At 65.0% G+C, this 20,557-nt stretch carries 24 protein-coding genes; 13 read left to right on the top strand and 11 right to left on the bottom strand.

What is annotated here, in order from left to right:
• The gene (locus GBRO_RS24415) at positions 1-342 is read right to left on the bottom strand and encodes a hypothetical protein (RefSeq protein ID WP_041920856.1); all 342 of its coding nucleotides are present in this window, start codon (positions 340-342) and stop codon (positions 1-3) included.
• Between the two features lie 247 nt (positions 343-589).
• On the opposite strand from GBRO_RS24415, the gene GBRO_RS24410 reads away from it, so the two are divergent.
• The 3 genes from GBRO_RS24410 to GBRO_RS24400 are packed head-to-tail and all read left to right on the top strand — an operon-like array spanning position 590 to position 2,474.
• Positions 590-1,081, top strand: a complete 492-nt coding sequence (locus tag GBRO_RS24410) for a hypothetical protein (protein ID WP_012836513.1) — start codon at positions 590-592, stop codon at positions 1,079-1,081.
• A 17-nt stretch (positions 1,082-1,098) separates the two neighbouring features.
• Positions 1,099-1,695: a hypothetical protein gene (locus tag GBRO_RS24930; RefSeq protein ID WP_012836512.1), complete on the top strand. Its 597-nt coding sequence runs from the start codon at positions 1,099-1,101 to the stop codon at positions 1,693-1,695.
• Between the two features lie 38 nt (positions 1,696-1,733).
• On the top strand, positions 1,734-2,474 hold the full coding sequence (locus GBRO_RS24400; RefSeq protein ID WP_041920854.1) for a hypothetical protein: 741 nt from the start codon (positions 1,734-1,736) through the stop codon (positions 2,472-2,474).
• A 61-nt stretch (positions 2,475-2,535) separates the two neighbouring features.
• Here GBRO_RS24400 and GBRO_RS24395 read toward each other — a convergent pair whose 3' ends face one another.
• The 6 genes from GBRO_RS24395 to GBRO_RS25675 all read right to left on the bottom strand — a co-directional run bounded on the left by GBRO_RS24395 (position 2,536) and on the right by GBRO_RS25675 (position 6,977).
• Positions 2,536-3,138, bottom strand: a complete 603-nt coding sequence (locus GBRO_RS24395) for a thermonuclease family protein (protein WP_012836510.1) — start codon at positions 3,136-3,138, stop codon at positions 2,536-2,538.
• Between the two features lie 55 nt (positions 3,139-3,193).
• Complete coding sequence (locus GBRO_RS24390) at positions 3,194-3,406, bottom strand: hypothetical protein (protein WP_012836509.1); 213 nt, start codon at positions 3,404-3,406, stop codon at positions 3,194-3,196.
• 1 nt (position 3,407) lies between these two features.
• Positions 3,408-4,082: a hypothetical protein gene (locus GBRO_RS24385; protein WP_012836508.1), complete on the bottom strand. Its 675-nt coding sequence runs from the start codon at positions 4,080-4,082 to the stop codon at positions 3,408-3,410.
• Between the two features lie 44 nt (positions 4,083-4,126).
• The gene (locus tag GBRO_RS26580) at positions 4,127-4,405 is read right to left on the bottom strand and encodes a hypothetical protein (protein ID WP_012836507.1); all 279 of its coding nucleotides are present in this window, start codon (positions 4,403-4,405) and stop codon (positions 4,127-4,129) included.
• A gap of 14 nt (positions 4,406-4,419) precedes the next feature.
• The gene (gene nrdH, locus GBRO_RS24375; protein ID WP_012836506.1) at positions 4,420-4,662 is read right to left on the bottom strand and encodes a glutaredoxin-like protein NrdH; all 243 of its coding nucleotides are present in this window, start codon (positions 4,660-4,662) and stop codon (positions 4,420-4,422) included.
• A 356-nt stretch (positions 4,663-5,018) separates the two neighbouring features.
• A complete protein-coding gene (locus GBRO_RS25675) occupies positions 5,019-6,977 on the bottom strand; it encodes a DNA cytosine methyltransferase (protein WP_012836505.1) in 1,959 nt (652 codons plus the stop codon).
• Positions 6,978-7,166: 189 nt separating this feature from the next.
• Between GBRO_RS25675 and GBRO_RS24365 the strand changes: the two genes are divergently transcribed.
• The 3 genes from GBRO_RS24365 to GBRO_RS24355 all read left to right on the top strand — a co-directional run bounded on the left by GBRO_RS24365 (position 7,167) and on the right by GBRO_RS24355 (position 8,386).
• Positions 7,167-7,637, top strand: a complete 471-nt coding sequence (locus tag GBRO_RS24365; protein WP_012836504.1) for a hypothetical protein — start codon at positions 7,167-7,169, stop codon at positions 7,635-7,637.
• A 154-nt stretch (positions 7,638-7,791) separates the two neighbouring features.
• Positions 7,792-8,037, top strand: a complete 246-nt coding sequence (locus GBRO_RS24360) for a hypothetical protein (RefSeq protein WP_012836503.1) — start codon at positions 7,792-7,794, stop codon at positions 8,035-8,037.
• 118 nt (positions 8,038-8,155) lie between these two features.
• Positions 8,156-8,386, top strand: a complete 231-nt coding sequence (locus GBRO_RS24355) for a helix-turn-helix domain-containing protein (RefSeq protein ID WP_012836502.1) — start codon at positions 8,156-8,158, stop codon at positions 8,384-8,386.
• Between the two features lie 67 nt (positions 8,387-8,453).
• On the opposite strand, the gene GBRO_RS24350 is transcribed toward GBRO_RS24355, so the two are convergent.
• From GBRO_RS24350 to GBRO_RS24335, 4 genes are all read right to left on the bottom strand, one after another.
• Complete coding sequence (locus tag GBRO_RS24350) at positions 8,454-9,485, bottom strand: nucleotidyl transferase AbiEii/AbiGii toxin family protein (protein WP_012836501.1); 1,032 nt, start codon at positions 9,483-9,485, stop codon at positions 8,454-8,456.
• Positions 9,485-10,159 (bottom strand): type IV toxin-antitoxin system AbiEi family antitoxin domain-containing protein, encoded by a 675-nt coding sequence (locus GBRO_RS24345; RefSeq protein WP_012836500.1) that lies wholly within the window; start codon positions 10,157-10,159, stop codon positions 9,485-9,487. The genes GBRO_RS24350 and GBRO_RS24345 overlap by 1 nt, the downstream gene beginning before the upstream one ends.
• Positions 10,160-10,205: 46 nt before the next feature.
• Positions 10,206-10,778 carry a hypothetical protein gene (locus GBRO_RS24340; protein WP_147290684.1) on the bottom strand — a complete coding sequence of 191 codons (573 nt, stop codon included), beginning with the start codon at positions 10,776-10,778 and terminating at the stop codon, positions 10,206-10,208.
• A gap of 947 nt (positions 10,779-11,725) precedes the next feature.
• On the bottom strand, positions 11,726-11,986 hold the full coding sequence (locus GBRO_RS24335; RefSeq protein WP_012836497.1) for a hypothetical protein: 261 nt from the start codon (positions 11,984-11,986) through the stop codon (positions 11,726-11,728).
• Between the two features lie 650 nt (positions 11,987-12,636).
• Between GBRO_RS24335 and GBRO_RS27435 the strand changes: the two genes are divergently transcribed.
• From GBRO_RS27435 to GBRO_RS24305, 7 genes are all read left to right on the top strand, one after another.
• Positions 12,637-13,230, top strand: coding sequence for a trypsin-like peptidase domain-containing protein (locus tag GBRO_RS27435; RefSeq protein ID WP_115311873.1), 594 nt, complete (start codon positions 12,637-12,639; stop codon positions 13,228-13,230).
• A 134-nt stretch (positions 13,231-13,364) separates the two neighbouring features.
• Positions 13,365-13,625, top strand: coding sequence for a hypothetical protein (locus tag GBRO_RS24330; protein ID WP_115311874.1), 261 nt, complete (start codon positions 13,365-13,367; stop codon positions 13,623-13,625).
• A gap of 612 nt (positions 13,626-14,237) precedes the next feature.
• Entirely contained in the window at positions 14,238-14,759 is a 522-nt protein-coding gene (locus GBRO_RS24325) for an MlaD family protein (RefSeq protein WP_227892985.1), read from the top strand.
• A 271-nt stretch (positions 14,760-15,030) separates the two neighbouring features.
• The gene (locus tag GBRO_RS24320; RefSeq protein ID WP_012836492.1) at positions 15,031-15,702 is read left to right on the top strand and encodes an 8-oxoguanine DNA glycosylase OGG fold protein; all 672 of its coding nucleotides are present in this window, start codon (positions 15,031-15,033) and stop codon (positions 15,700-15,702) included.
• Between the two features lie 164 nt (positions 15,703-15,866).
• Positions 15,867-16,064: a hypothetical protein gene (locus tag GBRO_RS24315; RefSeq protein WP_012836491.1), complete on the top strand. Its 198-nt coding sequence runs from the start codon at positions 15,867-15,869 to the stop codon at positions 16,062-16,064.
• A complete protein-coding gene (locus GBRO_RS24310; protein ID WP_012836490.1) occupies positions 16,049-17,194 on the top strand; it encodes a hypothetical protein in 1,146 nt (381 codons plus the stop codon). Before GBRO_RS24315 ends, GBRO_RS24310 begins: the two co-directional genes overlap by 16 nt.
• Positions 17,195-17,391: 197 nt before the next feature.
• Positions 17,392-20,217: a DNA methyltransferase gene (locus tag GBRO_RS24305; RefSeq protein ID WP_012836489.1), complete on the top strand. Its 2,826-nt coding sequence runs from the start codon at positions 17,392-17,394 to the stop codon at positions 20,215-20,217.
• Positions 20,218-20,557 lie beyond the last annotated feature (340 nt).

The raw sequence follows: 20,557 nt of genomic DNA, 5'->3' as shown, positions 1-20,557 counted from the left end.
TTACCGCCGGAAGGGCCGCAGTTGGTGGGCGCCGGCGACGGTGCCCACACTTGCGCGGTGGGCGCGGACCAGGGCGGCAAGGACGTCGTTGGACACCGATCCCTCTTCGATCGCCACCGTCAGCTTGTCGATGAGTTCGGTGGTGGCGGTGGGGGACTGTAGGACTCGTGTGATGGCGTCCTGCGCCGGGATCGTCGAGGTGGAGTCAACCTCGGCCCGCGGGTCGTGGCGGTGTACCCACCCGGCGCGGCGGCAGGCATCTGAGCACCAGCGGCGGGGCCGTCCTCGTGGTGCTACCGGCAGCGCGCCGCCGCAGTAGTCGCACACGCGGGGCGGGGTCATGGCGACATTCTGACACATAACTTTCGTCGGACGAATCCGGAATGCAAGAGGTGTGTGGGATTTGCTTTGGGGTGCGGATGTGGATGGGGTGGGACGAAGTGGGTGGTGAGCAGCGACAACGATGTTGTGGGTGGTGGGTTGTGCTGGTCGTGATAGGGGCAGACGGACAGAGTAGGGTGCGGTGAAAAGGGAGCGAGAGCGGCGCGGATGGTGGCCGAGGTGGCGCAGTCGGCGTTAGGGTGATGGTGTGCCGTCGAACAATTCCAAACTCAGTCCTGCCCAAGCGCGAGCTGTCGCGCGTAAACGAACAGCCGCCGCGTTGGCGCAGCAACAGCAACGAGAACGCGAGAAACTCGAGCTTGCGTTAGCTGCCCAGCGCCAAGCGATGGAGCTCAACGAGGAGAGCGTCGCCACGTACTTGCGTGCCGAGTCATCGATCGAGGCTGCTGCCGAAGCCCTGCGGGTCGCCACCGAGAAGGGGCGTCGCGAGATGGCCCAGGCGGTCGCCGAGATCGCCGAGCGTGTAGGAAGTGTTAGCTCGGCCGCCGAGCTGGTCGGCCTGACACCCGCGAAAGCGAACGCACTGCTGCGCAAGGCCGGCCTCTCCACCGCACGCCAGGAGAAGAAGTCCGGGCCGCCGGTCGCGAACGAGCCCGAAGAGAAGGCGACTGCTACTCCTGGTGATCGCGGCGGGCCGGAGAAGAGCGCCGGTGCCGAGCTGCACGACGTGTCGGTGTAGCGGGCTACTGTGCGCGCATGTCCACCAACGAAGTGTGCGACGCGGGCGACGAGTGGGCGTTGTTCGCATCCCCGGTGGCCCCGGTCTCGCGATCGGCGATACCGGGGAGCACCTCGGTCGTCACCGATCCGCTCCTGGCGCCCGATGAGCGGGCCGTCGAGCTGTTCTGGCGGCATGTGATCGTGACCGGACACTGTTGGTACTGGGTCGGTGCCATTTCCTCGCCCGATGGGTATGGACGCTTCACGTTTCAGCGCCACAAGCGCCAGCGGGCGATCAGTGCCCACCGTTTCGCGTTGCTGTTACACCATCCTGAGCTCGACCACCGCCAACCGAGCAGCATCGACACGTTGGTCGGTGAGCACTACTGCAACGAGCCGCTGTGCGTGCGCGTCGACCCCGACCACGTCCGGGTTGGTACCCAACGCAACAACCTGAGCTTCGCGGTGAGCCTCGGTCGACACCAGGGCGGCCGCCCGACAGCAACGATCAACCGCGACGAGCGCTCACGAATGGTGCGCAGCTATCTTCTCGACGGCGGCGACCCCGCGCTCACGCACCGCGTGTTCGGGCTGGCCAGTAGCAACGCCGACCAGCAGCTTGGGTTGTTCTGATGTGGAGGTGGTTTGTGTTAGCTCGCGACCAAGCCGAGATGGTGCGCGCGACGAACGACACCTCGGCGTCGCCTCGTGGGGACGACCGGGGTCCGGTCGCCGACGACGCTGCTCTGCCCGCTCTGGCACCTCGGCGTCGAGCCGGTGTGGTGCTCGCCGGCCACGTCGCGTCGGTCATCCTGCTATTCGCCGTGGTGGGCGGTGTGTTCGTGGGGTTGATCGGCTCGGGGGTGAGCGCGTCGACGGTGGGCTGGATACTCGTGGCCGTGGTGGGCGCCGTGGGTGTGGTGCGGGTAGCGCAGCTGGTCCGTTCACGCGCCCGACGTACGGGTGACGGACGGGTGCCCTCCGCGTGGGACAACGGACTCGACCAGGCACGCACCATCCGCGATGTTCTGGTGGGGATCGGCGCCAACGGCTTGTATCGCCATCCGCCCGGTCCGCTGATCCTGCGACCGGATGAAGCGGTGCACCTTCGCACGGCTACCACCTATGCGCGGCGACAGCACGCCGGCCTCGAGGAGTGGTGCGAGGATGTACCGATCGACGTGACCACACATCGGATCGTGGCCTACCTGCCGGGTGGGGTGCTGGTTTTCGACTGGGATGCGGTGATCGCCTGTCACGGGGACGCCACGGCAGTCGAGTTCAGCTTCGTCGACACGGTGCCGCTGCATCTGTCCGGGCCGCACGCTCTCATGATCTACGTCTACGCCACGGCCCGACTGCGCGGCATTCCTGCGCTCAGCACCGAAGAGACCCGGGCTCTGCTGGGGTGAAAGCACTGCTGGCTGGCTGTGGTGAACTGACACCCAACCAGGGTGCGGTGATGTGGCGGTGTCACCGGCGGCATTCCTGGCCCCAGATGCCGCGCTGGTGGTTGCGGGCGTCAGCTTCGGCAGCGATGAACTGGTCGGTGTATCGGCCGGGGCGGGCGGGATCAAACACGTAGCTGCGGGCCAGGCCCTCCGCGAGGAGTGTGTGGTTGACGAGGATCTCGCCGCGCCACACGTACGCCAGGGCACGCCCGTATCGGTCGGACTGATCCTGGGTGGCGTCTGACTCGATGAGGACCCGGGTGCCGGACGGCAGCAGTGCGGCCGTGCGCGCCGACGCCTGGGGGCCACAGAGCTGCACCGCGGTGCGACGGTCTTTGACTTCGGGAGTGTCGATGCCGAGCAGGCGCACGGTGGCTCTGGTCGCGCCGTCGGTGACGACGATGGTGTCGCCGTCGACGACACGCACGACGCGTGCATCGGCGGCCGCAGTCGGCGGTCGTGGTGCGCTGCTGGCCGTGGTGACGGCGGGATCGTTGCGCATCATCCACAGGCCCACGCCGAACGCGACGACCACTGTGGTGAACACGACGACGAACAGTGCGCGCGAGGCACGCACGAACAGCCTCCGGACGGGCCGCAGAAGCAGCAGCAGCACTATCCACATGGCAGATCACGTCTTTCCGGGGGCTTCGCGGGGTGTGGTGTTGTGTCGGATGGGGTCAGTCGAAGAGCGACAGTTGGTCGAGAGCTGCGGCGGCGTCGGTGGCCGTCACGTAGTCGGACGCCCACCGGCGCACGACTTTGGTGGGTTCGTCGAGCTCGTCGGCAACCGCCGGCCAGGACAGGCCATCTCGGTGGTGGAGTGACCACGCGAGGGCGCGCAGCTCGGCCAGTTCGCTGTCGGAGTAGCGGGTGTCGGTAGCGGCGGCCATCTCACGCAGCTCCTACCCTCGTGCACGACGATGAGGATGAGGCCGCGATGTCTCGCAGCATCGCCAGTTCCTCGGCGACGGCGACGGAACAGTCGGGGTCGTGGGGGTTGCTGAAGTGCTCACCGCACTCAGCGCAGTTGTCGCTGCCGATGTCGGCGACCGTGATGCGCACCCCGTCCTCGGTGGGGTGCACGATGCGGGAGTAGCCGTCCGGGACGTTCAACGTGATCGTGAGGTCCCCGTACGGGCTGCTCTCGAGGTGGAGTTCGACAGTGCCGACGGCAGTGTCACCCTCAGCGAGACGCCGGGCGACGATGTGCGAGCCGACACCCGCCGCGACCGTTTCCGACGCGCCGGTGACACCGACGTGCCATCCCTGGGCGACCGTGGTGGTCGGCTGCTGTGCGGTGGTGGCCGAATGCGCCAGCGCGCCGCGCAGATCGTCGAGGTGGTTACTGATCCGTCCGTAGTGGTCGGCGACGCTGCTGTCGGTGGCATCGTCTCCGAGCTGTGCCATCTCATCTGCTGTCCGCGTGAGCTCCCGTTCGGCCGAGGCGATCTGCACTTCCAGCGGCAGATCGGCGGGGGCAGGGTAGGTCGGTGGGTGAGCGACGAACGCGGCCAGCAGGCTGCGGTAGTCGGCGACGGTGGACTTGGTGGATGCGGGGGTGGTCATTGGTGTGGCTCCCAGTGTCGTAGACGTGGCGGGGGTAAGTCAGGTCAGGCGTTGTTGCACCGGTCACGATCGGCGATGAATGCCGCCCAGCCGGTGCGCGTTGACCATGAACCGACGTATTCGCGGTCGATGCAGGCGAGGACCTCGTCGTCGGTGTCGGCGTCGGTGTCGGCGTCGGTGTCGGCGTCGGTGTCGGCGTCGGCGTCGGTGTCGGTGTCGGCGTCGGTGTCGGTGTCGGCGTCGGTGCAGTCGGCCATCCAGCGGCGGGCGTCGGCGACGACTGCCGGGTCCGGTGGGGTAAGCGCTCGGGCGGATGCGGTCACAGGTCGCGTCCTCGTCACGCGGCCGAGGCCTGCTTGGCGGCGAGTCGCTTGATGTTGTCCGGCCGGAAGCCGCTCCATGATTCGTCGCCGGCAACGACGACGGGAGCTTGCAAGTATCCCAGGGCCATCACCATGTCGCGGGCATCGTCATCTTCGCTGATGTCGACCACGGAGTATTCCAATCCCTGCTTTTCAAGGGCTTTATATGTGGCATTGCACTGCACGCAGGCTGGCTTTGTGTAGACGGTGATATCCATTGTTTCCAACCTCTCGGGGCGGTCCAGTTGCTTTCTTCTATTCTAGCAGAATGGAACGTAATAGCAAGGGCTACAATGAATTACAATTGGACATAGAATGCCGAACAAAAGCACGGACGCCCTTTTCAACCCCCCCGCCATCAAAGCGTCTTTTTCGCCTATATTTACCCTTTTTCGATTGTCTCGGTGCGCGCTTGACGTATAGGCGCTCGAAGTGTGTTTCGGTGCGGTGCCGCGCGCGGAGTGATCACTGGAGTGGCGGTGCTCCGTGATGAAAGAGCCCGAATACCGGAATGGGCGAGATGGCCGGTGGGCGGGGAGCTAGCGATTCATCCCCGCCCACCGGGGACCCGGGGTTATGCCGCGAGGGGTTCGCTGTGGAAGACAGCGCGCAGGCGTAGGCCGATCCATTCACCGACCGGCGGGCTGACGGCGTTGCCGTAGCCGTCGACCTGGTCTCGGCTGCTGCCCCACACGACGAAGGTGCCGCGCTGTCCGGCGAAGTCGGGGTCGAAGCCGCATCCTCGGCCGACCTCGTGCGGGGCCATCATGCGGAAGTAGCAGTCCTCCAACGCAAGCTCGGCCAGCGCCTCGCGCCATTCGGCGGTGAGCAGGGCGGTGGTGTCGCGGGACGTCAGCGCGCCGAACGGGTCAAGAACGGGGTGCGGGCTGGTTTCGGTGCCGGTGCTGCCGTTGTTCTTGAACCATCCCGAGAACAGCAGGCTATGGGCGGCTCCGTTGGCGACCACGGTGTTCAGCGGTTGCTCGACGCCGGATACCCGGCGGTCATCGCCTTGACGGAACTGCATGGTGCCGGCGGCGGTGAGCAGGCCGGGGATTTGCTCGGCGGTGACGGTCGGCATGGCTTCGCCGTGGCTGGCGGGGAGGGTGTTCTTACGGAAGGGCACGACTCCGGAGGACAGCAGGGCGAGGGTTTCGGTGCCTGTTTGGGTGGGTAGTGCGTCGTCGGCGCCGCGCGGCGAGCCCTGGTGGTTGTCGACGGCCAGGGCGATCGGCGGGGTGAGCATGCCGGTGGTGTTGGTGGCGGGCTGTGTCCACAGCGGTTGGCTCAGATCGCGGATGCGGCAGTCAGATCCGGGTCGCTCGAAGGTGTTTCCGGCGGCGACAAGGAGCGCGCCGGTGGTCAGGACGGCTTTCTCGTCGGTGGCGGTGAGGGTGTCCATCGGGGCGCTGAGGTGTTGGCCGTCACCGTTGTGGCGGTGTCCGTAGGTGACCGCACCGGACATCAGGATCGCGGTCTCTTGCTGGGAGGTTTGGGTGGCCATGGGCTGGCCAAGGTGGCGTTCTGCGCCTCGAGCGGCTTTGGCGGGCATGAGGACGGCCGGGAACTGGGCGAAGCGTTGGCGGCAGCGTTCGGCGCGGGCCATGGTCGATGCGGCGAGGGGCTTCTTGCGGTCGCCGATGCGGGTGCCAAGGTTGCTGAGGTCAAGCGCGGCCAGCGATGGCGTGGCCTCGGGACGGACCTCGCGCAGGCACCGTGAGCACCGGTAGTTGTACTGCTTGCCGTATCGGACCGCGCCTGACGCTGGGATGCCGGTCTTCCACGCCCACTTTGACTCCACGATGTCGTCGCAGTGCGCGCAGTGGGCCAGGGGGCGGTGGTCGAGGTCCGGGGCGGGGAGCTTGCGGTCCCAGAAGACGATATACAGCCGGTCGCGGGACTGGGGCACGCCGAAGAACATGCTGTTGAGATAGAGCACGCGGTGGGCGTAGCCGAGTTTTGCGAACTCTGCCAGCCACCATCGGTACGTGCTGCCGTCACCGATCTTGCGTTTGCCGGGGATAGCAGGGCCCCACGACTGAAGTTCGGTGGTGCATTCGACCAGGATCATCAGTGGGTGGTGCTGGTCGGCGTAGTGCAGGACGCAGTTGGCTGTCGCGCGGTCACGTTCAGAGCGGGTGACTCGTTCCTCGAACTCGGGATCATCGAGGTCGAACAGTGACATCCCCTGGGCGTAGGCCTTTTTCGTGTTCGCCTGACTGTGATTGGTGCAGGTGACCCCGGCAACGAGGAGATCGGCGGCGGGCAAGTCGCGCACGGAATGGTAGGCGGGCACCTCCGGGTTGATCAGGTCAGCGATCCAGTGCTGCACGTGCGGATGGTTGGCTTCGTGGACTTCAACCTTGTACTGATTGTGATTGGCAGCCAAAATCGTTGTGAATCCTGCCTTTTCGATTCCCAGCGTCAGTCCGCCGAAGCCTGAGAACAAGTCGAGGGCGGTTGGGTCGTCGAAGCGGTAGCGACGACGGGAGGCGGGCCGGTAGGCCGCTGTGCTTGGCAGTAGAGGAGCCATCAGCGTTGTCCTTATCTGGTCGAAACTTGGGTCGCTGCCCGCCTGATGAGCACGGCAGCGTGACGGGGGTGATCGTGAAACCGTTACTTCAAGTGGGTGTCTATAGCCTACCACAGTGTGGTAGGCTATAGACACCCACTTTGGGGGATTGGTTCCCCGAAATTACTCGGAGACAAGGAGATAAACGCGATGGGCGTACATGTGGAATGGGGCGAGGCCAGCAGGACTACCGGGCACGGGATCGTGGTGATCAGCCCCGCCCGGGCGCGTGACTGGTTCGGTGCCGGGTGGGAGATTCCTCAGCACGGTTACGTGCTGACACTCGATCTCGGGGCCACCACGGTCGCCCTCACGGGCACCTCAGCAGAACTCCAGTCGTTGGCCACCGCGTTCACTACGGCAACCGATCAGCTCGACGGTTCAGGTGCGCCGCGCGACCGGATGGGTGAGCTGCGGGCCGAGGTCGCCGAGCTGCACGCGCTGTATCGCAACCGGAAGAGCTTCGACGAAGACCACGCAGACGACTACGGCACCGGCTTGGACTCCTACGACCGCCACGAACTCGACCACCTCTACGCCATCGCTGCCGCCGCCGAGAAACTGCTTGGCATCCCCGCTGTCGACTTCACTTCAACCGCTGCCCCTTCGGTGGGCATCTGAGCCCATCGGTCACACCGCCTGGATGGTCGCAGGCCGGGTTCGACTCCCGGCCCAGGCACATTCGATGGTCCGGTCCGGCGCTGCCGCCCGGACCCTGCACCGGTTTCCATATACGCCGGAGGCCTGTCCACGAAGGAAGGGAGAGATTGGGACGATGAGGAGTATCGAGATCAGTTGGACCGAGGTGTCTCAGCACCGGGTACGAGTGCAGGTTCCCGATTGCTTCGATGCCAGCAGTGAGGACTACGCCTGGGAGAACCGGCTGGGCGAACTCGACACCGACGGGTTCCTTGGACTTGAGCGCACCGATGTGACGGTCCGTGAGTTGCCCGACGGTGACTACGGCAACCTCGAAGAGTTCGACCCGGCCAGCAGACATGGTGAGTTCCTGGCGGAGTAGCACGAGTGGCCCGGGCGTGCTGGGCGCGTTACCGCCACGTGCCGAGCGCTGGACGGAGCCCCGGGTAGCCTGTGTCCCGGACGGCATCGCACCGTCGTGGTCGAGAGGAGAAGGCGCTATGCCCGTCGAGGTCGACGAGACCGCCATCTTGCTCGCCCTGGGCCGAGCGATCACCGCACGCCGCGACGAACTCGGACTGAGCCAACGAGGCCTGGCAACCGAGGCCGGCCTCGATCGCGTCTTCCTGCGCGGGATCGAGGACGGTACCCGCAAGGCCACTGTGGTCACTCTGATACGGCTGGCCACTGCGCTGGACACCACTGCGGCTGCTCTGTTGGCCGACTGCTGATCTGGGCCTGGATCAGCACGGGCAACGAAGTCGGGCAGGTGTCGTGTCGGAGATCCCGACCCTCGGTTCACAATCCACGCTCAGTGTCGCGCGCCCGGTCGGTTGAATATGGTTGGGGTGTAGGGCTTGTGGTGGCCGGTGGCGTGGGTGTGTGAGCCCGTTGCGGGCTACGGGTGTCAGCGAGCAGATCGGCGATCGATCGGGTCGGCGGCGCCCATGCCCCTGTGCCGGGGTCCCATTGTCCCGATGTCACTCGTCCGGACAAGACCGGCTCGATGAGGGTGTTGGTGTAGGCCAGTGCGCGCTCGGCGGTACCGAGCTCGCGCGGCACTCCGCTGTGGGCAGCGCGGTCCGGATAGTCCCGTTGCCAGCTCGGACTGGGGAGCACCAGCGGGACGGGGATCGTGATGGCGCGGCGTTGTTCCTGATAACGCAGTGCCGTGTGCAACTGCGCGGCATCGACACGTTGGGTGCCGGTAAGGATCGCCAGGTCGACGAGATCGTGTACGCGGGTCGAGGGAGTTTGCCCTTGGGGTCCGTGGAGCTCGTAGAGAGCTGCAACCTTATCGGCGATGGCTTCGGCCACGGCCTGCATCCTGATCACGGGCATGGGATCGAGTTCGTCGACCCGCAAGGCTGGCTCAGGGACGGTTTCCTCGGCTGCGAACAGCATCTCGCGGTGCGTGGCGAGGTCGAGGGAAGCGTCTGAGAAGCGTTGTCCGGCAACGATGTATCGGATGTGTCCAGCGAACAGTCCAGGGTTGTCGGTGGGGGAGATGCGGATGTCGAAGTGCCCGAAGTCTCCGGGGCCGGGTCGGGCGGCACGCTGCAATGACTCCTGCATGTGTTCGGCGTCGAGGCGGGTGGCGAGGTCCGCGTCAGCGGTCGGGCGAGCTTGCTGGGGTGCCCGGAACTGTAGTGCGGTACCGCCGGTGAGTATCCAGTGCTTGGCATCAGACGACCGGAACAGTCGGGCGGTGAACAGGTGCAGGGTGAAGGCGCGTGCCAGTTCGTCACGGCTGAATCTGCTGTCGCGGGCTTCGCGCACCAGTCGAGCTTTCAACCCGGCGCGAAACGCATCCTCCGACGCATAGGCCATCAGCGAGCGGTCGCGCCGGCGGTGGTCGGCATTTGCGCCTGCTGCAGCAGTGACGACACCAGGTCCTCGCCGCTGGTGTGATCCCAGCGCGGAGCCGCGCGTTCACACAGCGCGGTGAGTTCGGCGACGTCGAGCAGTTCTTCGGTCAGGCATGTGTGCAGCGCTGTACCGAGGTGGCCGCCATCGCCGTAGGACATCAGCAGATCGGTGATCGTGCGTCGGGGTGTCGTTACGGGCAGTCCGTCGACCAGGTCCCAGTCGCGGCCGCGCTCACCGATCGGCCGGCGCCAGGTCCGGACTGTGTGGTCTCGGACGTTGATCCGGTGCGGTCCACTCAGCTCGAGGCCGGAGGCTGTGATCGTGCCCAGGCGCAACATCTGCGCGGCGGCCGCATGGCTGATGACGCAGTCCGGGTCAGCTCGGCGGGACTCGATGTCGGCCGCAGGGTGCAAGGCCAGCCATTGGGCGGCCCAATCGCCGAAGGTCATCCAGGCGTCCGATTCCGGCACTTCGTAGACGCCGTGGTGCACGCGCATGATGAGATCGCGGTGGGCCATCCGGGCCAGCTCATAGGCTGCTACACCCCGTTCGCGGGCCTGAGCGGTGGTGAACAGGCCGAACTGACGATCCGCCAGCTCACGGACCGCGGACCATCCACCATCGCCAGTCCTCATGCAGCAATAATAGCAGTGTGCGGTGTCCACGGAGTCGGGTGAAACTTCACAGACGGGCGAGGGCGTCACGGATGCTCAATCGGCGTCGTTCGGCGCGCTGCTGATGAGAGGTCAGGTCGGCGAGATGACCGGCGAGTGTGTCGACCTCGGCGGTATCGGCGATCTGGGCAGCCCGCACCGCCAGTGTGCGGAATCCTCGGCGATACCATCCATCGACGAGGGCGGCGGCCAAGTAGGGCAGGTCTCGGCTGCCGGGCAGCGCGGAGTGTTCACGCGGAGAAACGGTGTCCAGCAGTACGTTGAGTGCTCGACGGCGTTGGCCGCGTGAGGCCAGGCGGGCGTCGACCAGCTCGGGACACAGGGGTGATCCTTCGTCGACGAGTTCGACGATCGTGTCGAACAACAGTTGGCACACGGGTTGCCATAGCAGCGGTGCGGTCGCGGGCAGGTGTGCGACAGGCGGCTCGGCGTGGGTGCCGTCCTGGTCGCGCTGCTGAGGTGTCCCGATGAGGGCGGCGATCACCTGCGCCGCAAGGGGAGTGGGCGCCCAGATCAGGGAGGCGAGGAACCGCACCTCGAGACGTTCGGTGGCATCGACCTCGAGACCGGGATCGTCCAACGGCAATGAACCATACAGTGTGTGGTCATCGAGGTTGCTCGTGGCAAAGTCGGGCTGTGACGCCGCGACGTCAATCGGCGAGGCAGCCACTGCCTGCGTGCTCGTCGATAGCCTGGGTCGTGGATGGCCAGCGGTGCTCATGTGTGCCTCCGGGTGTTGATGGTGCCGGTGCGTGTTGCTCCCGGACATCTCTGAGCTGAGCGGCGCCCCGGACAAGGGTGTTCACAGCGAAAAGGTGTTCACAGCGAAAAAGTCATCCGGGCCGGAGGCCTGAAACCCGTAGGGCGGATAAGCGTTTCGCGGCCCTTGTCGCGGGCGACGGAAGTCAGAGAATGGGAGGTGCAACACACTCCGCCGGGGTCGAGGGGGGCAGCAGATCCTCTAGGATCTGCCCGACGTCGAACATGGAGGGTGCGGGCAGGCCAGCCAGTGCGCGTGAACGATAGATGGCGGCGACGATGCAACACGACGGCGCGAGGGCGTGACGCTGGACAACGGTCTCGTACTCGCGGGCGTGGTCGAGGAGTTGTCGTGCCGGCACTCCCGCGATGACCGACCGGGGATCGGCCTGGACGCGGGCCGCCAGAACGTCGAGGTGACGTAAGGACGGAGCCTGGCGGCGACGACGATCATGCGGGTGTCGATCATGCGGGGGTCGCTGTGTGGATCGGTGGAGAGCCATGTGGTAATCCTTTGCCGACGGGTGCAGAACATGACCGGAAGGCAAGGGAAGTAGCGCAAACCGCACCGACAAATGACGATTGCGTCGCGGCGATCTGTGCTCGCGCCCATTGTTCGTACCGAACAATGGATACAACCAAATCCGCACCCGTCTGGGCACGGTGAAAATGAAGTGACAGGCGCCAACCAGTCACCAATGAGTATAGAGCGAAAAATGTCCCGAGCCCAACGGCTCGGGACATTTCATTCTCTCGGGGCCGAGCCTCTCAGATGTGTTCGCCGGTGTAGTACCAGCCCGAGGACCCGAACGGGCTGCGCGCGGTGAAGCAGCCGGACTTGGCGATGTAGGCGTGGTTGTTCGCCTTCGCCGCGTGACAGGCAGCCTGCGAGCCGTAGGGCCCGAATACCTTGGTGTACGGTCCGGCCTGGGCATCTCCGGCACTGAGGGCCGCCCCGCCAGCGGCCACGGCGAGTGCGGCCGTGGCGGAGAGAACAGCGCGTGCGGCGCGGCTACGGGTGAGTGTCATTCGAGGACTCCTTCTTCCTTCAGGGGGTGCCTGTGGTTGACATCGAGTTGACCGGCGAACAGGCGATCAGACGCCCAGAACATCTACCCTCACTGCCGAGGAGTCAGGTGGTGCGTTAACCGCATCGGCAAACACCACCTTCCTTTTTGTTGCCCACACCCCCACCGGAGATGTGACCAAAGAACCCTCATCCGAGGATTCCAAAAACAGATGACAGGCGCCAACCAGTCGAGCGTCAGTGTAACCCGTAAATCCCCCTGAGACGACGCTCGTGGCGTTATACTTTGAATCGACTGGTTGGCGCCTGTCATCTTTCAACGCGCTCGGGTGGGTGCGGCTTTTGCCGTGCTCGTTTAACGGGTGCAGAGTCGCCGCCTGGTTCGTTGCGGCGAGCTGCGCGGCCGATTGCGAGAGCGAGATGAATATGCTTCGAAGGCAGACGATTTCGTGGTTTGCGCTAGGGGCGTGCCCTGATCAGGGCGGTGTCGGCGGTCGTGTTGGCACCATCCCCGATCGAAGGACTCGTCGTGAATCCACGCAACCGAGGTCTCCTCATCCTCGCACCCGCCCTCCTAGCCGCCACCGTCGCCACTGGACACGCGAACGCTCCAGCTACAGCCGCCCCAGCACTTGACCCTCCCGGGACAACCATGATCCGACTGTCAGAACTCCCTGGCGGCCTCGAGTTTGGTTGTTCTGCCGGCTTCGGCGGAAGAGACCGCTCTGGTATGCAGCTCGTAGTGACCGCGCGCCACTGCGGACCCGAAAGGCGCAGTATCCCTGCATATCTCGGCGATAGCCATTTGCCCGACGGTTGGCTGGTCCCGTCGACTGTGCTGGCCGGCAATCTCGACTACTCTGTGGTTCGCCTCCGGCCGGGGCGGGCAGTGCGCAGCGACCCACTGGCGGGCCCACCAGCGGTTGGCAGCACTGTCTGCAAGACCGGGCGGATGTCAGGGACAACCTGCGGTCCGGTCCTGGCAGTCACACCGACTGCCATCATCGCCAGAGTCAAAGTGGTCTGGGGCGATTCAGGATCTCCGTTGCGTGATGCCAAAGGACGCATCATCGCAATCACCAGCCGAGCCGATAGCGCCCGAATGCCAGCCGACCAGCGCCGAGCCTTCCAACAATTCGTCGGATCGATGACCGGCATATCACGCACCGTGGCAGCACTTTTCGTGCGCGCTGACGCAATCGTTGCCGATCTGCGCAGCACCGTCGGCTTCCGCGCCAACCTCTGACCAGCAGCAGGTGGAACACAGACATGTCACTGACCAACACTCAGCACACCTCGACGGACCCGGCCGCGACCCGAGCGCTTGGCCACGACGGTAGGGCAGGAAGACGCAGAGTCAGCAACGGCAGCCCCACCCAGGTGCTTAGGTCCGTAACCGCCGCCCTGCTCGCTGCGGCAAGGGAAGTCGACGAGGCCTCCACCGCACGCGACCTCCAGGCAGCCGGCCGATTCCTCCACCACTGCGATCCCAGCAAGTGGTGTGACCCGGATGCGCTCTCCGACGTCATCGCGGCGGACCAGATCGCAGCAGCGATCATCACCCGGCGACGCAGATCCACGCTCTCGAGCGGAGCTGCGGCGCATGTACGCACCGCCGAGAACCTGTTTCGGCACTGGTGACGAAAGCCTTTGCAGCACAGCGCCCGCGCTCGGGGCGATGCTGCCGGTGCATGAGCGGCAGTACAGCATGACAGCACTACAGCACCACAGCTCGCCAGACGTCACGCGATGTGCCTGGCCGCACCCACAAACCATTCTCGAAGGAAGCTCGAATCATGTTCTCCACTCGCTTGTTTGGTCGCATCATCCTGGCTGTGGGCATCGCCGCCACCTTAGGGACAACGGTGGTCGCAGCCACCTCATCATCCGCACACGCCGCGGAAGTCACACGCCAGCAGTGCACTATCACCGGGATGTTCATCAAGTGCGGAACCTTCCCAACGCTGCAGCAGTGCGAGACTGCACGCACATATCTCGGGGGAGCGGTCAACGGCAGACCGCTCCACTGTGACGGAGCCAGAGACAACTGGGCGCTGAGAGCACTCCTCACCTGATCCACTTTCGGCTCCGAGCAGGCCACCGCCGACGAGCTCGGCGTATCGCGGTCAGTCATTCGCCGCCGCCTCTACCTGGCCGGGCTCCGGCCAGTGGGAGCGCTCGCTCGTTGTTGAGTCCGCGGCGCGGGTCCGCAACGGAGGTTGGGGCGACCAGGGCTTATGCCACACTTGATGAGTGCGTACCAAGATGTTGTGGGTGCTTGCTGCGGTTTTCATCGTCATCGCCGCGGTCGTGCTCGTCGGCATCGCTGGCCGGTTCCTTCTTCGCTCGTTCGACGACAGCATGTCCAGCGTATGGGTCACAGAAGACACCGACGATGCTGGACGGATTGCCGAAGCCATGGGTGTTCGTCTGAACGGCAGCGCCGTCGACTACGGGCAAGTGACCTCGCAGTTTCAGGGCTCGCCGATGGCCTATCTAGTGGCGAAAGCGGACAACGAGGTGTTGCGCGACAGAGTTATTCGGCAATCACGGCTTCAGTGCGCGACCACCGATCCGGCGACCATAGCCGCGCTACGCCCAACGTCACGCCACGGTCCGCCACCCTCGCCGAGTCTGATGACATGCACCAGGCCGCCCACAGTCGGCTATGACGCCACGGTGCCAACGGGGGAGCGCGGCGGCGACCTCACCGTATGGTTCGACCCGAAGGCCGGAGACCGCAGCACCTGGCTATACATCTCCGCCGTCCCCTAGTGACCCAGAGCCCAGCCACGGCTTACCTCGACCTATACGGATGTCCGCGGCGGCATCGGCATGACCATTCCGATCAGGTGACAGCGCGGCCGGCATACACCTCGGCCCGTACTCGTCGACGACTCACGACCAGACAGTGTGAGCAGGCCGGACCAGGCAGTCGAAATGATTGTGGGGGAGCGTCGCCGGTCCGGGCGGGCTCGGTGTCGCGACAGCAGTAGTTGGCGGCACGGGGTGCGATGTGCCGATTGCGCGCCGGTAGCGTGAAGGAATGTCGATCGCGTTGACTGCCTTGTTTCCCGACGGTTTGGTTCCCGATCGCGAATGGGTGCTGGGCCAATCAATCCGGTTCGATCCGGCTGCGGTGCGCGCACGCTTGCCGGATGCTGCGATGTGGCCTGACGAGCTCGACAGTGTGCCGGCGGGCAGTGGTCGCTATCGACTGGTTTCACGCCGCGACGTCTTTGAGGTCGCAACCCGAGCGGTGCACGACGGGTCGCCGACCGCAGCGGCGCAACTGCACGTGGCGTGTGTGGTGTGGGGTACGAGTCCGGGCCTGACGATGGTGCGGGCGCTGCGGCCCCTCAGCCAGCCCGACGCCGCAGACAAGCTCGCCAAGGCGCTGGCTGTGGTGCGGTCCGAGGGGCCGGTCAGCGCCTACAGAGCCTTGAGTGGCCGCAACCGGCTGAAGATCACCGGACTGGCGGCGGGTTTCTTCACCAAGTTTCTCTACTTCGGCGGGTACGACGCGAATGCGTTGATGGGCCGCCCGCTGATCTATGACAGCAGGGTGGTCGACAGTCTGCGTCGAATGACCACAGACGCGTGGGAGATCGACGGCCCTGCTGACATGTACGGCCGCTACCTTGATCTGGCCGCGGACTGGGCCCACGACTTCAACACCACCCCGGATGTGATCGAACGCGCACTGTTCGGCCGCTAACTGTCTAATCCCTCGACGTAGGGTCTAGGTCCCGAAGCAACCGGCGATCACTGGCCTGGTGAGCTGGCATCGGCACTGAACGCATCCTTGCCGAAGCGATGGCCGTTCGCTACGTTCGCGAAAAGGGATCGACACCAGGTGCGGTTTGTTGGGGAGGGATCATCGTGGCCGATCATGACGTGCGGTTCAGCGCCAGCAGGGTTCGCGTCGCCGGCATCGACTTCGAATTCGATGTCGCGATCGACGGCAAAACCCTCGGCACCCTCTACGTTTCCGAGGGCAATCTGCAGTGGCGACCCAAACACGGACAAAAGCGGATTCCGATCTCGTGGAAGCAATTCGCCGAATGGGCCGAGTGGTAGCCCGCAAGAGAACTCCCCAGTCCGCCGGCGCAGGCGAAGCGGACAGCGGACGAGTGCAACTGTGCCTGCTACAGCCGTGGCGGCAAGCCGTCAATTGCTTTTTCCCTGGCGAGGACGATGACCCCGACATCGACGATCTCGTCTGGCGGACGCCACGAACGTATGCTGCCGGCGACACCATGGTGTACCTGGTCGACGCCCCCAGCCCAGCGATCATCAAGATCGACACCCTGTCCCGCAGCTCCGAAGACGATGGCCTCAACGCCGAACCCGACTCAGAGTGGGGCCCCTTCGACCAGGGATTGTCGCTGCGGGCGATCGAGAAACGATTAGGCGACACCCTGCCGGAGGCGCCGGTGACGATCACCGACGACACCCTGGGCCAGCAGTTTCTCGCCGCGATCGAAGCTGAAGAGGCCCACCCCACACCGTGGCGCGAGGTCGACGACTCCTGGTGTCGCTGGCATCCGGCCGACGCCCCGCCCGGAGCACCGTTCGGGCCGGCCGACTGTGTCGGCTGCGGTCGACAGTTCACCCCAGATCTGCCTGCCGAATCCCACCAACGCAACGTCGGCGACGACGAGGACCCCGCGTTTGCCGACGGCTCCCCGGTGGCGGTGTGTTCCGACTGCCACGACCGGTTGCATCAACCCCTGCCGGTCAGCCTCGCTGATCTCATCTGCGCGCGGCGGCCGTTGTGTCCATCGTGTTCTGCCGAACGCACCCTCGAAGTGATCTGGGGCATGCCTGCTGGTCCTCCGGGCCTGGGTGTCGCCCTCGCCGGCTGCGTCATCACCGGACCCACCCTGGAATACCGGTGCGCCGCATGCGGCTACGAATGGTCTGACGATGACACTGCCTATCCCGCCGCTCACGGCGCCGGCGGCGGGGACCGCGTTCGAGCCCGCCTCAGCGACTACCCACCTGGCGACCTCCCGCCGTCGCGACGTCAGCAACCTGGCCGCCTCGTCGTCGGGCGCTACCATCCCCACCATGTCGACGGGGCGTGGGAATCGGGCACCCGACACCTGATCATCGGCGAGGATCACAAACACTACATCGTCGACCCCACCACCCTCCGATGGGCCGACCACACCACAGACGCCGACCTCAGTCCGTCACTCGACTAGCGCCCCAGGGCACGTTCGGTCGACATCGCGCAGGTGATCGGCGTTGCGGTCGCGAATCGTAGGTGTAGCCGAGTCCGGGGCGTGACCGGCCAGCGCGGAAAGGGTGTCGGCGACGCCGCACCACGTGTGAGGGTTGCCGGATGTGATGATGAGCGGATAAAACGCGGTCCGACGGTGTCGGGGGAGGAGCTGGGCGGTTGTCAGCAACGGGTGTAGACCGCGGAGAGGTACTCCGCCGGCTTCGCGATTTCGCGACTCACTGGTCAGGCACGGTTGCCAAATGGGAGAGCACAGCAGCACCTCACACTGAGAAAAGCTATGCCCAGTCGTTCTGGTCTGATCTGCTCGGCTGCTTCGGCATTAACGCCTCCCGGCGTGACTTGTTCGAGCGTGACGCGTTGCGCGCTACGACCGGCCGCGGCGGCTACATCGACGTCTTCCAATCCGGAGTGTTCATCGGCGAAGCGAAATCGGTGGGTGCTGACCTGGTGAAGGCACACGACCAGGCATTGGATTATCTGGCCGGCGGTTCGATCGGCCAACACGAATTCCCTAAGTATGTGCTGGTCACAGACTTCGCCCGGATTCGCATCGACCGCCTCGGCGACGAGTCATGGTCGGTCGAGTTCCCCGTCGGGCAGAGCCCAGAGCATCTCGACGAACTGCTGTTTCTCGCCGGTCACGAGACAGTCACTCGCGCCGAGGAACAGGACGCCTCGATCCACGCCGCGCGACTCATGGCTGGTCTTTATGCCGCCATGGTCGGTGACGATGCCGACGCCCCGGTCGCTGACGGCGCCGCGCAGGATCCCGACGAGGAGGACGCCGCCGTCCAGCACGCCTCGATGTTCCTGACCCGTATTCTATTTCTGCTCTATGGCGACGATGCCGGCCTGTGGGAGGCAGACCTGTTCTACCGGTGGGTCGATCAGACCACCACCGCCGACACCCTGGGCGGTCAACTCGTCACCCTGTTCCAGGTCCTCAATACCCCCGCCGAGCGGCGCCCCCGCACGCTACCCGACCTGATCGCCCGTTTCCCTTTCGTCAACGGTGCACTGTTCCTCGACACCATGCCAGCGGATTTCTTCACCCACGACATGCGTGAAGCTCTGCTGGCTGCCTGCCGGTTCCGGTGGACCCGCATCAGCCCGGCGATCTTCGGGGCGATGTTCCAGCTGGTGAAGTCTCGGGAGGCGCGGCGCACCGCGGGCGAGCACTACACCACCGAAGACAACATCCTCAAAACCATTGGGCCTCTGTTCCTTGACACCTACCGGGCCCGCGCTGACCGTCTGATCGCGAACAAGTCCACCAGCGCCGCCCAACTCGCCGCCTTCCAGGACGAACTGGCATCGAACATCTATGTCGATCCCGCCTGTGGCTCCGGCAACTTCCTCAACGTCGCCTACGCCAAGCTGCGTGAAATCGAAACCGACATCATCGTCGAACGTCGCCGCCGACTCGGCGAGACCGGAATGTCGCTCGATGCCACCCTCGAACAGAAGCTGACCATCGACCGCTTCCATGGATTCGAAATCAACTGGTGGCCAGCGAAAATCGCCGAGACCGCGATGTTCCTTGTCGACCACCAGGCCAACCTCAACCTCGCCGAAGCGATTGGGCAAGCCCCCGAACGCCTTCCCATCACCATCACCGCGCATATCACCCACGCAGACGCCCTCGACCTCGACTGGAAAGCGCAACTGCCGGCCGTAGCGGGCCAGACGTTCGTCTTCGGCAACCCACCGTTCCTCGGCCACGCCACCCGCACCGACGACCAAGCCGAGCAGCTACGTCGCGCGTGGGGCACCCGCGACATCAGCCGGCTCGACTACGTGACAGCCTGGCACGCCAAGACCCTCGACCTCCTCGCGCAGCGACCTGGCGCGTTCGCGTTCGTCACCACCAACTCAATCGTGCAGGGCGACCAGGTGCCACGGCTGTTCGGACCGATCACCGCCAACGGTTGGCGTATCGCATTCGCCCACCGCACCTTCGCCTGGGACTCCCAAGCGCCCGGCAAAGCCGCTGTCCACTGCGTCATCGTCGGTTTCACCAAGGACCTGACAGTCAAACAGCGACTGTTCACCTATCCATCACCGAAAGCCGACCCAGAACCGGTGCAGGTCACCACCGACATCAACGCCTACCTCGTCGACGCACCGGCGGTGCTGATCACCAAACGCAATCGACCACTCTCACCCGAGATCGTGCCTGCGGTCTTCGGCAACATGGCCCGTGACGAGGGAAACCTCATCGTCGAGAACGACGACTACCCCTCCGTCATCGCCGATCCGGTCGCTGCGCAGTACGTGCGTCCGTTCATCGGTTCACGGGAGCTGCTCCACAATCTGCCGCGCTGGTGCCTATGGCTCGTGGACATGGACCCCGCCGACATCAAACGCAGCCCCATCCTCAAAGAGCGTCTGGAAAAGGTCGCGCTCATGCGATCCAGAAGCAAAGCCGCAAGTACCCGCGCTATGGCATCGACCCCGCACCTGTTCGGCCAGCGTTCCCACCGCGACGTACCTCACCTGTGCCTGCCGAAAGTGTGCAGCGAGACACGCCCGTACTACATCGCCGCGGCGATCAGCCCGACCACCATCGCCAGCGATCTCACGTTCACCATCGAAGACACCGACGGCCTACAATTCGCTCTCGTATCGTCAGCGATGTTCATCGCCTGGCAGAAGGCCATCGGCGGCCGCCTGGAATCACGAGTCCGATTCGCAAACACGCTGACGTGGAACACCTTTCCCGTCCCGGCACTGACATCAGCGACTCGCGCAAAGATCATTGCCGCCGGACGCGGAATTCTCGCCGCCCGCGCACTACACCCCAACCGCAGCCTCGCCGAGGCATACAACCCCCTCGCCATGGACCCAGAACTCCTCAAGGCACACCACCGTCTCGACAAAGAAGTCGACACAGCCCTCGGTGCGAGCCGACGGCTCAACAACGAGCGGCAACGGCTGGAACTGCTCTTCGAGCTCTACCGCAACCTCTCCGCCGACGCCTAACCGAGCGCTCGCCTGGGACGCTCCGGTCGACAACGACAGCGACCCATGGTCATCCCTTCTCGCGACCGCAAAAGTGTGCCGCCACCTGCAACCCCGTACGTGGGGGAGACGGCAGGTAGCGACGACCGGGGAGTCCCGCCATTCCACAAGAATCCCCGGCCGGAAACTATCAGATCTGCCGAAACCTGTTGTAGCGCAACGATTGACTCGGAACATTACCGTTACAAAGATCTACCCGTGCATTAGAGGGTCTGAACGAATGGTTAACATCGTGTAATCTGAGGTAGACGCCCAACCGGGTGGCAAAGATAGCCCCTCCTGGAGCAACGCGCCGGCAAGC

The organism is Gordonia bronchialis DSM 43247, from assembly GCF_000024785.1.
Classification (GTDB): domain Bacteria; phylum Actinomycetota; class Actinomycetes; order Mycobacteriales; family Mycobacteriaceae; genus Gordonia; species Gordonia bronchialis.
This window is presented reverse-complemented; position numbering and strand designations above follow the sequence as displayed.

Bases quoted from the DNA above. Each gene is read 5' to 3' on its own strand.
- GBRO_RS25675 (WP_012836505.1), bottom strand. From the start codon at position 6,977: ATGGCTCCTCTACTGCCAAGCACAGCGGCCTACCGGCCCGCCTCCCGT.
- GBRO_RS24930 (WP_012836512.1), top strand. From the start codon at position 1,099: ATGTCCACCAACGAAGTGTGCGACGCGGGCGACGAGTGGGCGTTGTTC.
- GBRO_RS24385 (WP_012836508.1), bottom strand. From the start codon at position 4,082: ATGACCACCCCCGCATCCACCAAGTCCACCGTCGCCGACTACCGCAGC.
- GBRO_RS24350 (WP_012836501.1), bottom strand. From the start codon at position 9,485: ATGGCCTATGCGTCGGAGGATGCGTTTCGCGCCGGGTTGAAAGCTCGA.
- GBRO_RS27435 (WP_115311873.1), top strand. From the start codon at position 12,637: ATGATCCGACTGTCAGAACTCCCTGGCGGCCTCGAGTTTGGTTGTTCT.
- GBRO_RS24415 (WP_041920856.1), bottom strand. From the start codon at position 342: ATGACCCCGCCCCGCGTGTGCGACTACTGCGGCGGCGCGCTGCCGGTA.
- GBRO_RS24345 (WP_012836500.1), bottom strand. From the start codon at position 10,159: ATGAGGACTGGCGATGGTGGATGGTCCGCGGTCCGTGAGCTGGCGGAT.
- nrdH (WP_012836506.1), bottom strand. From the start codon at position 4,662: ATGGATATCACCGTCTACACAAAGCCAGCCTGCGTGCAGTGCAATGCC.
- GBRO_RS24365 (WP_012836504.1), top strand. From the start codon at position 7,167: ATGGGCGTACATGTGGAATGGGGCGAGGCCAGCAGGACTACCGGGCAC.
- GBRO_RS24395 (WP_012836510.1), bottom strand. From the start codon at position 3,138: ATGTGGATAGTGCTGCTGCTGCTTCTGCGGCCCGTCCGGAGGCTGTTC.
- GBRO_RS24320 (WP_012836492.1), top strand. From the start codon at position 15,031: ATGTCGATCGCGTTGACTGCCTTGTTTCCCGACGGTTTGGTTCCCGAT.
- GBRO_RS24360 (WP_012836503.1), top strand. From the start codon at position 7,792: ATGAGGAGTATCGAGATCAGTTGGACCGAGGTGTCTCAGCACCGGGTA.
- GBRO_RS24355 (WP_012836502.1), top strand. From the start codon at position 8,156: ATGCCCGTCGAGGTCGACGAGACCGCCATCTTGCTCGCCCTGGGCCGA.
- GBRO_RS24310 (WP_012836490.1), top strand. From the start codon at position 16,049: ATGGGCCGAGTGGTAGCCCGCAAGAGAACTCCCCAGTCCGCCGGCGCA.
- GBRO_RS24335 (WP_012836497.1), bottom strand. From the start codon at position 11,986: ATGACACTCACCCGTAGCCGCGCCGCACGCGCTGTTCTCTCCGCCACG.
- GBRO_RS24400 (WP_041920854.1), top strand. From the start codon at position 1,734: ATGGTGCGCGCGACGAACGACACCTCGGCGTCGCCTCGTGGGGACGAC.
- GBRO_RS24390 (WP_012836509.1), bottom strand. From the start codon at position 3,406: ATGGCCGCCGCTACCGACACCCGCTACTCCGACAGCGAACTGGCCGAG.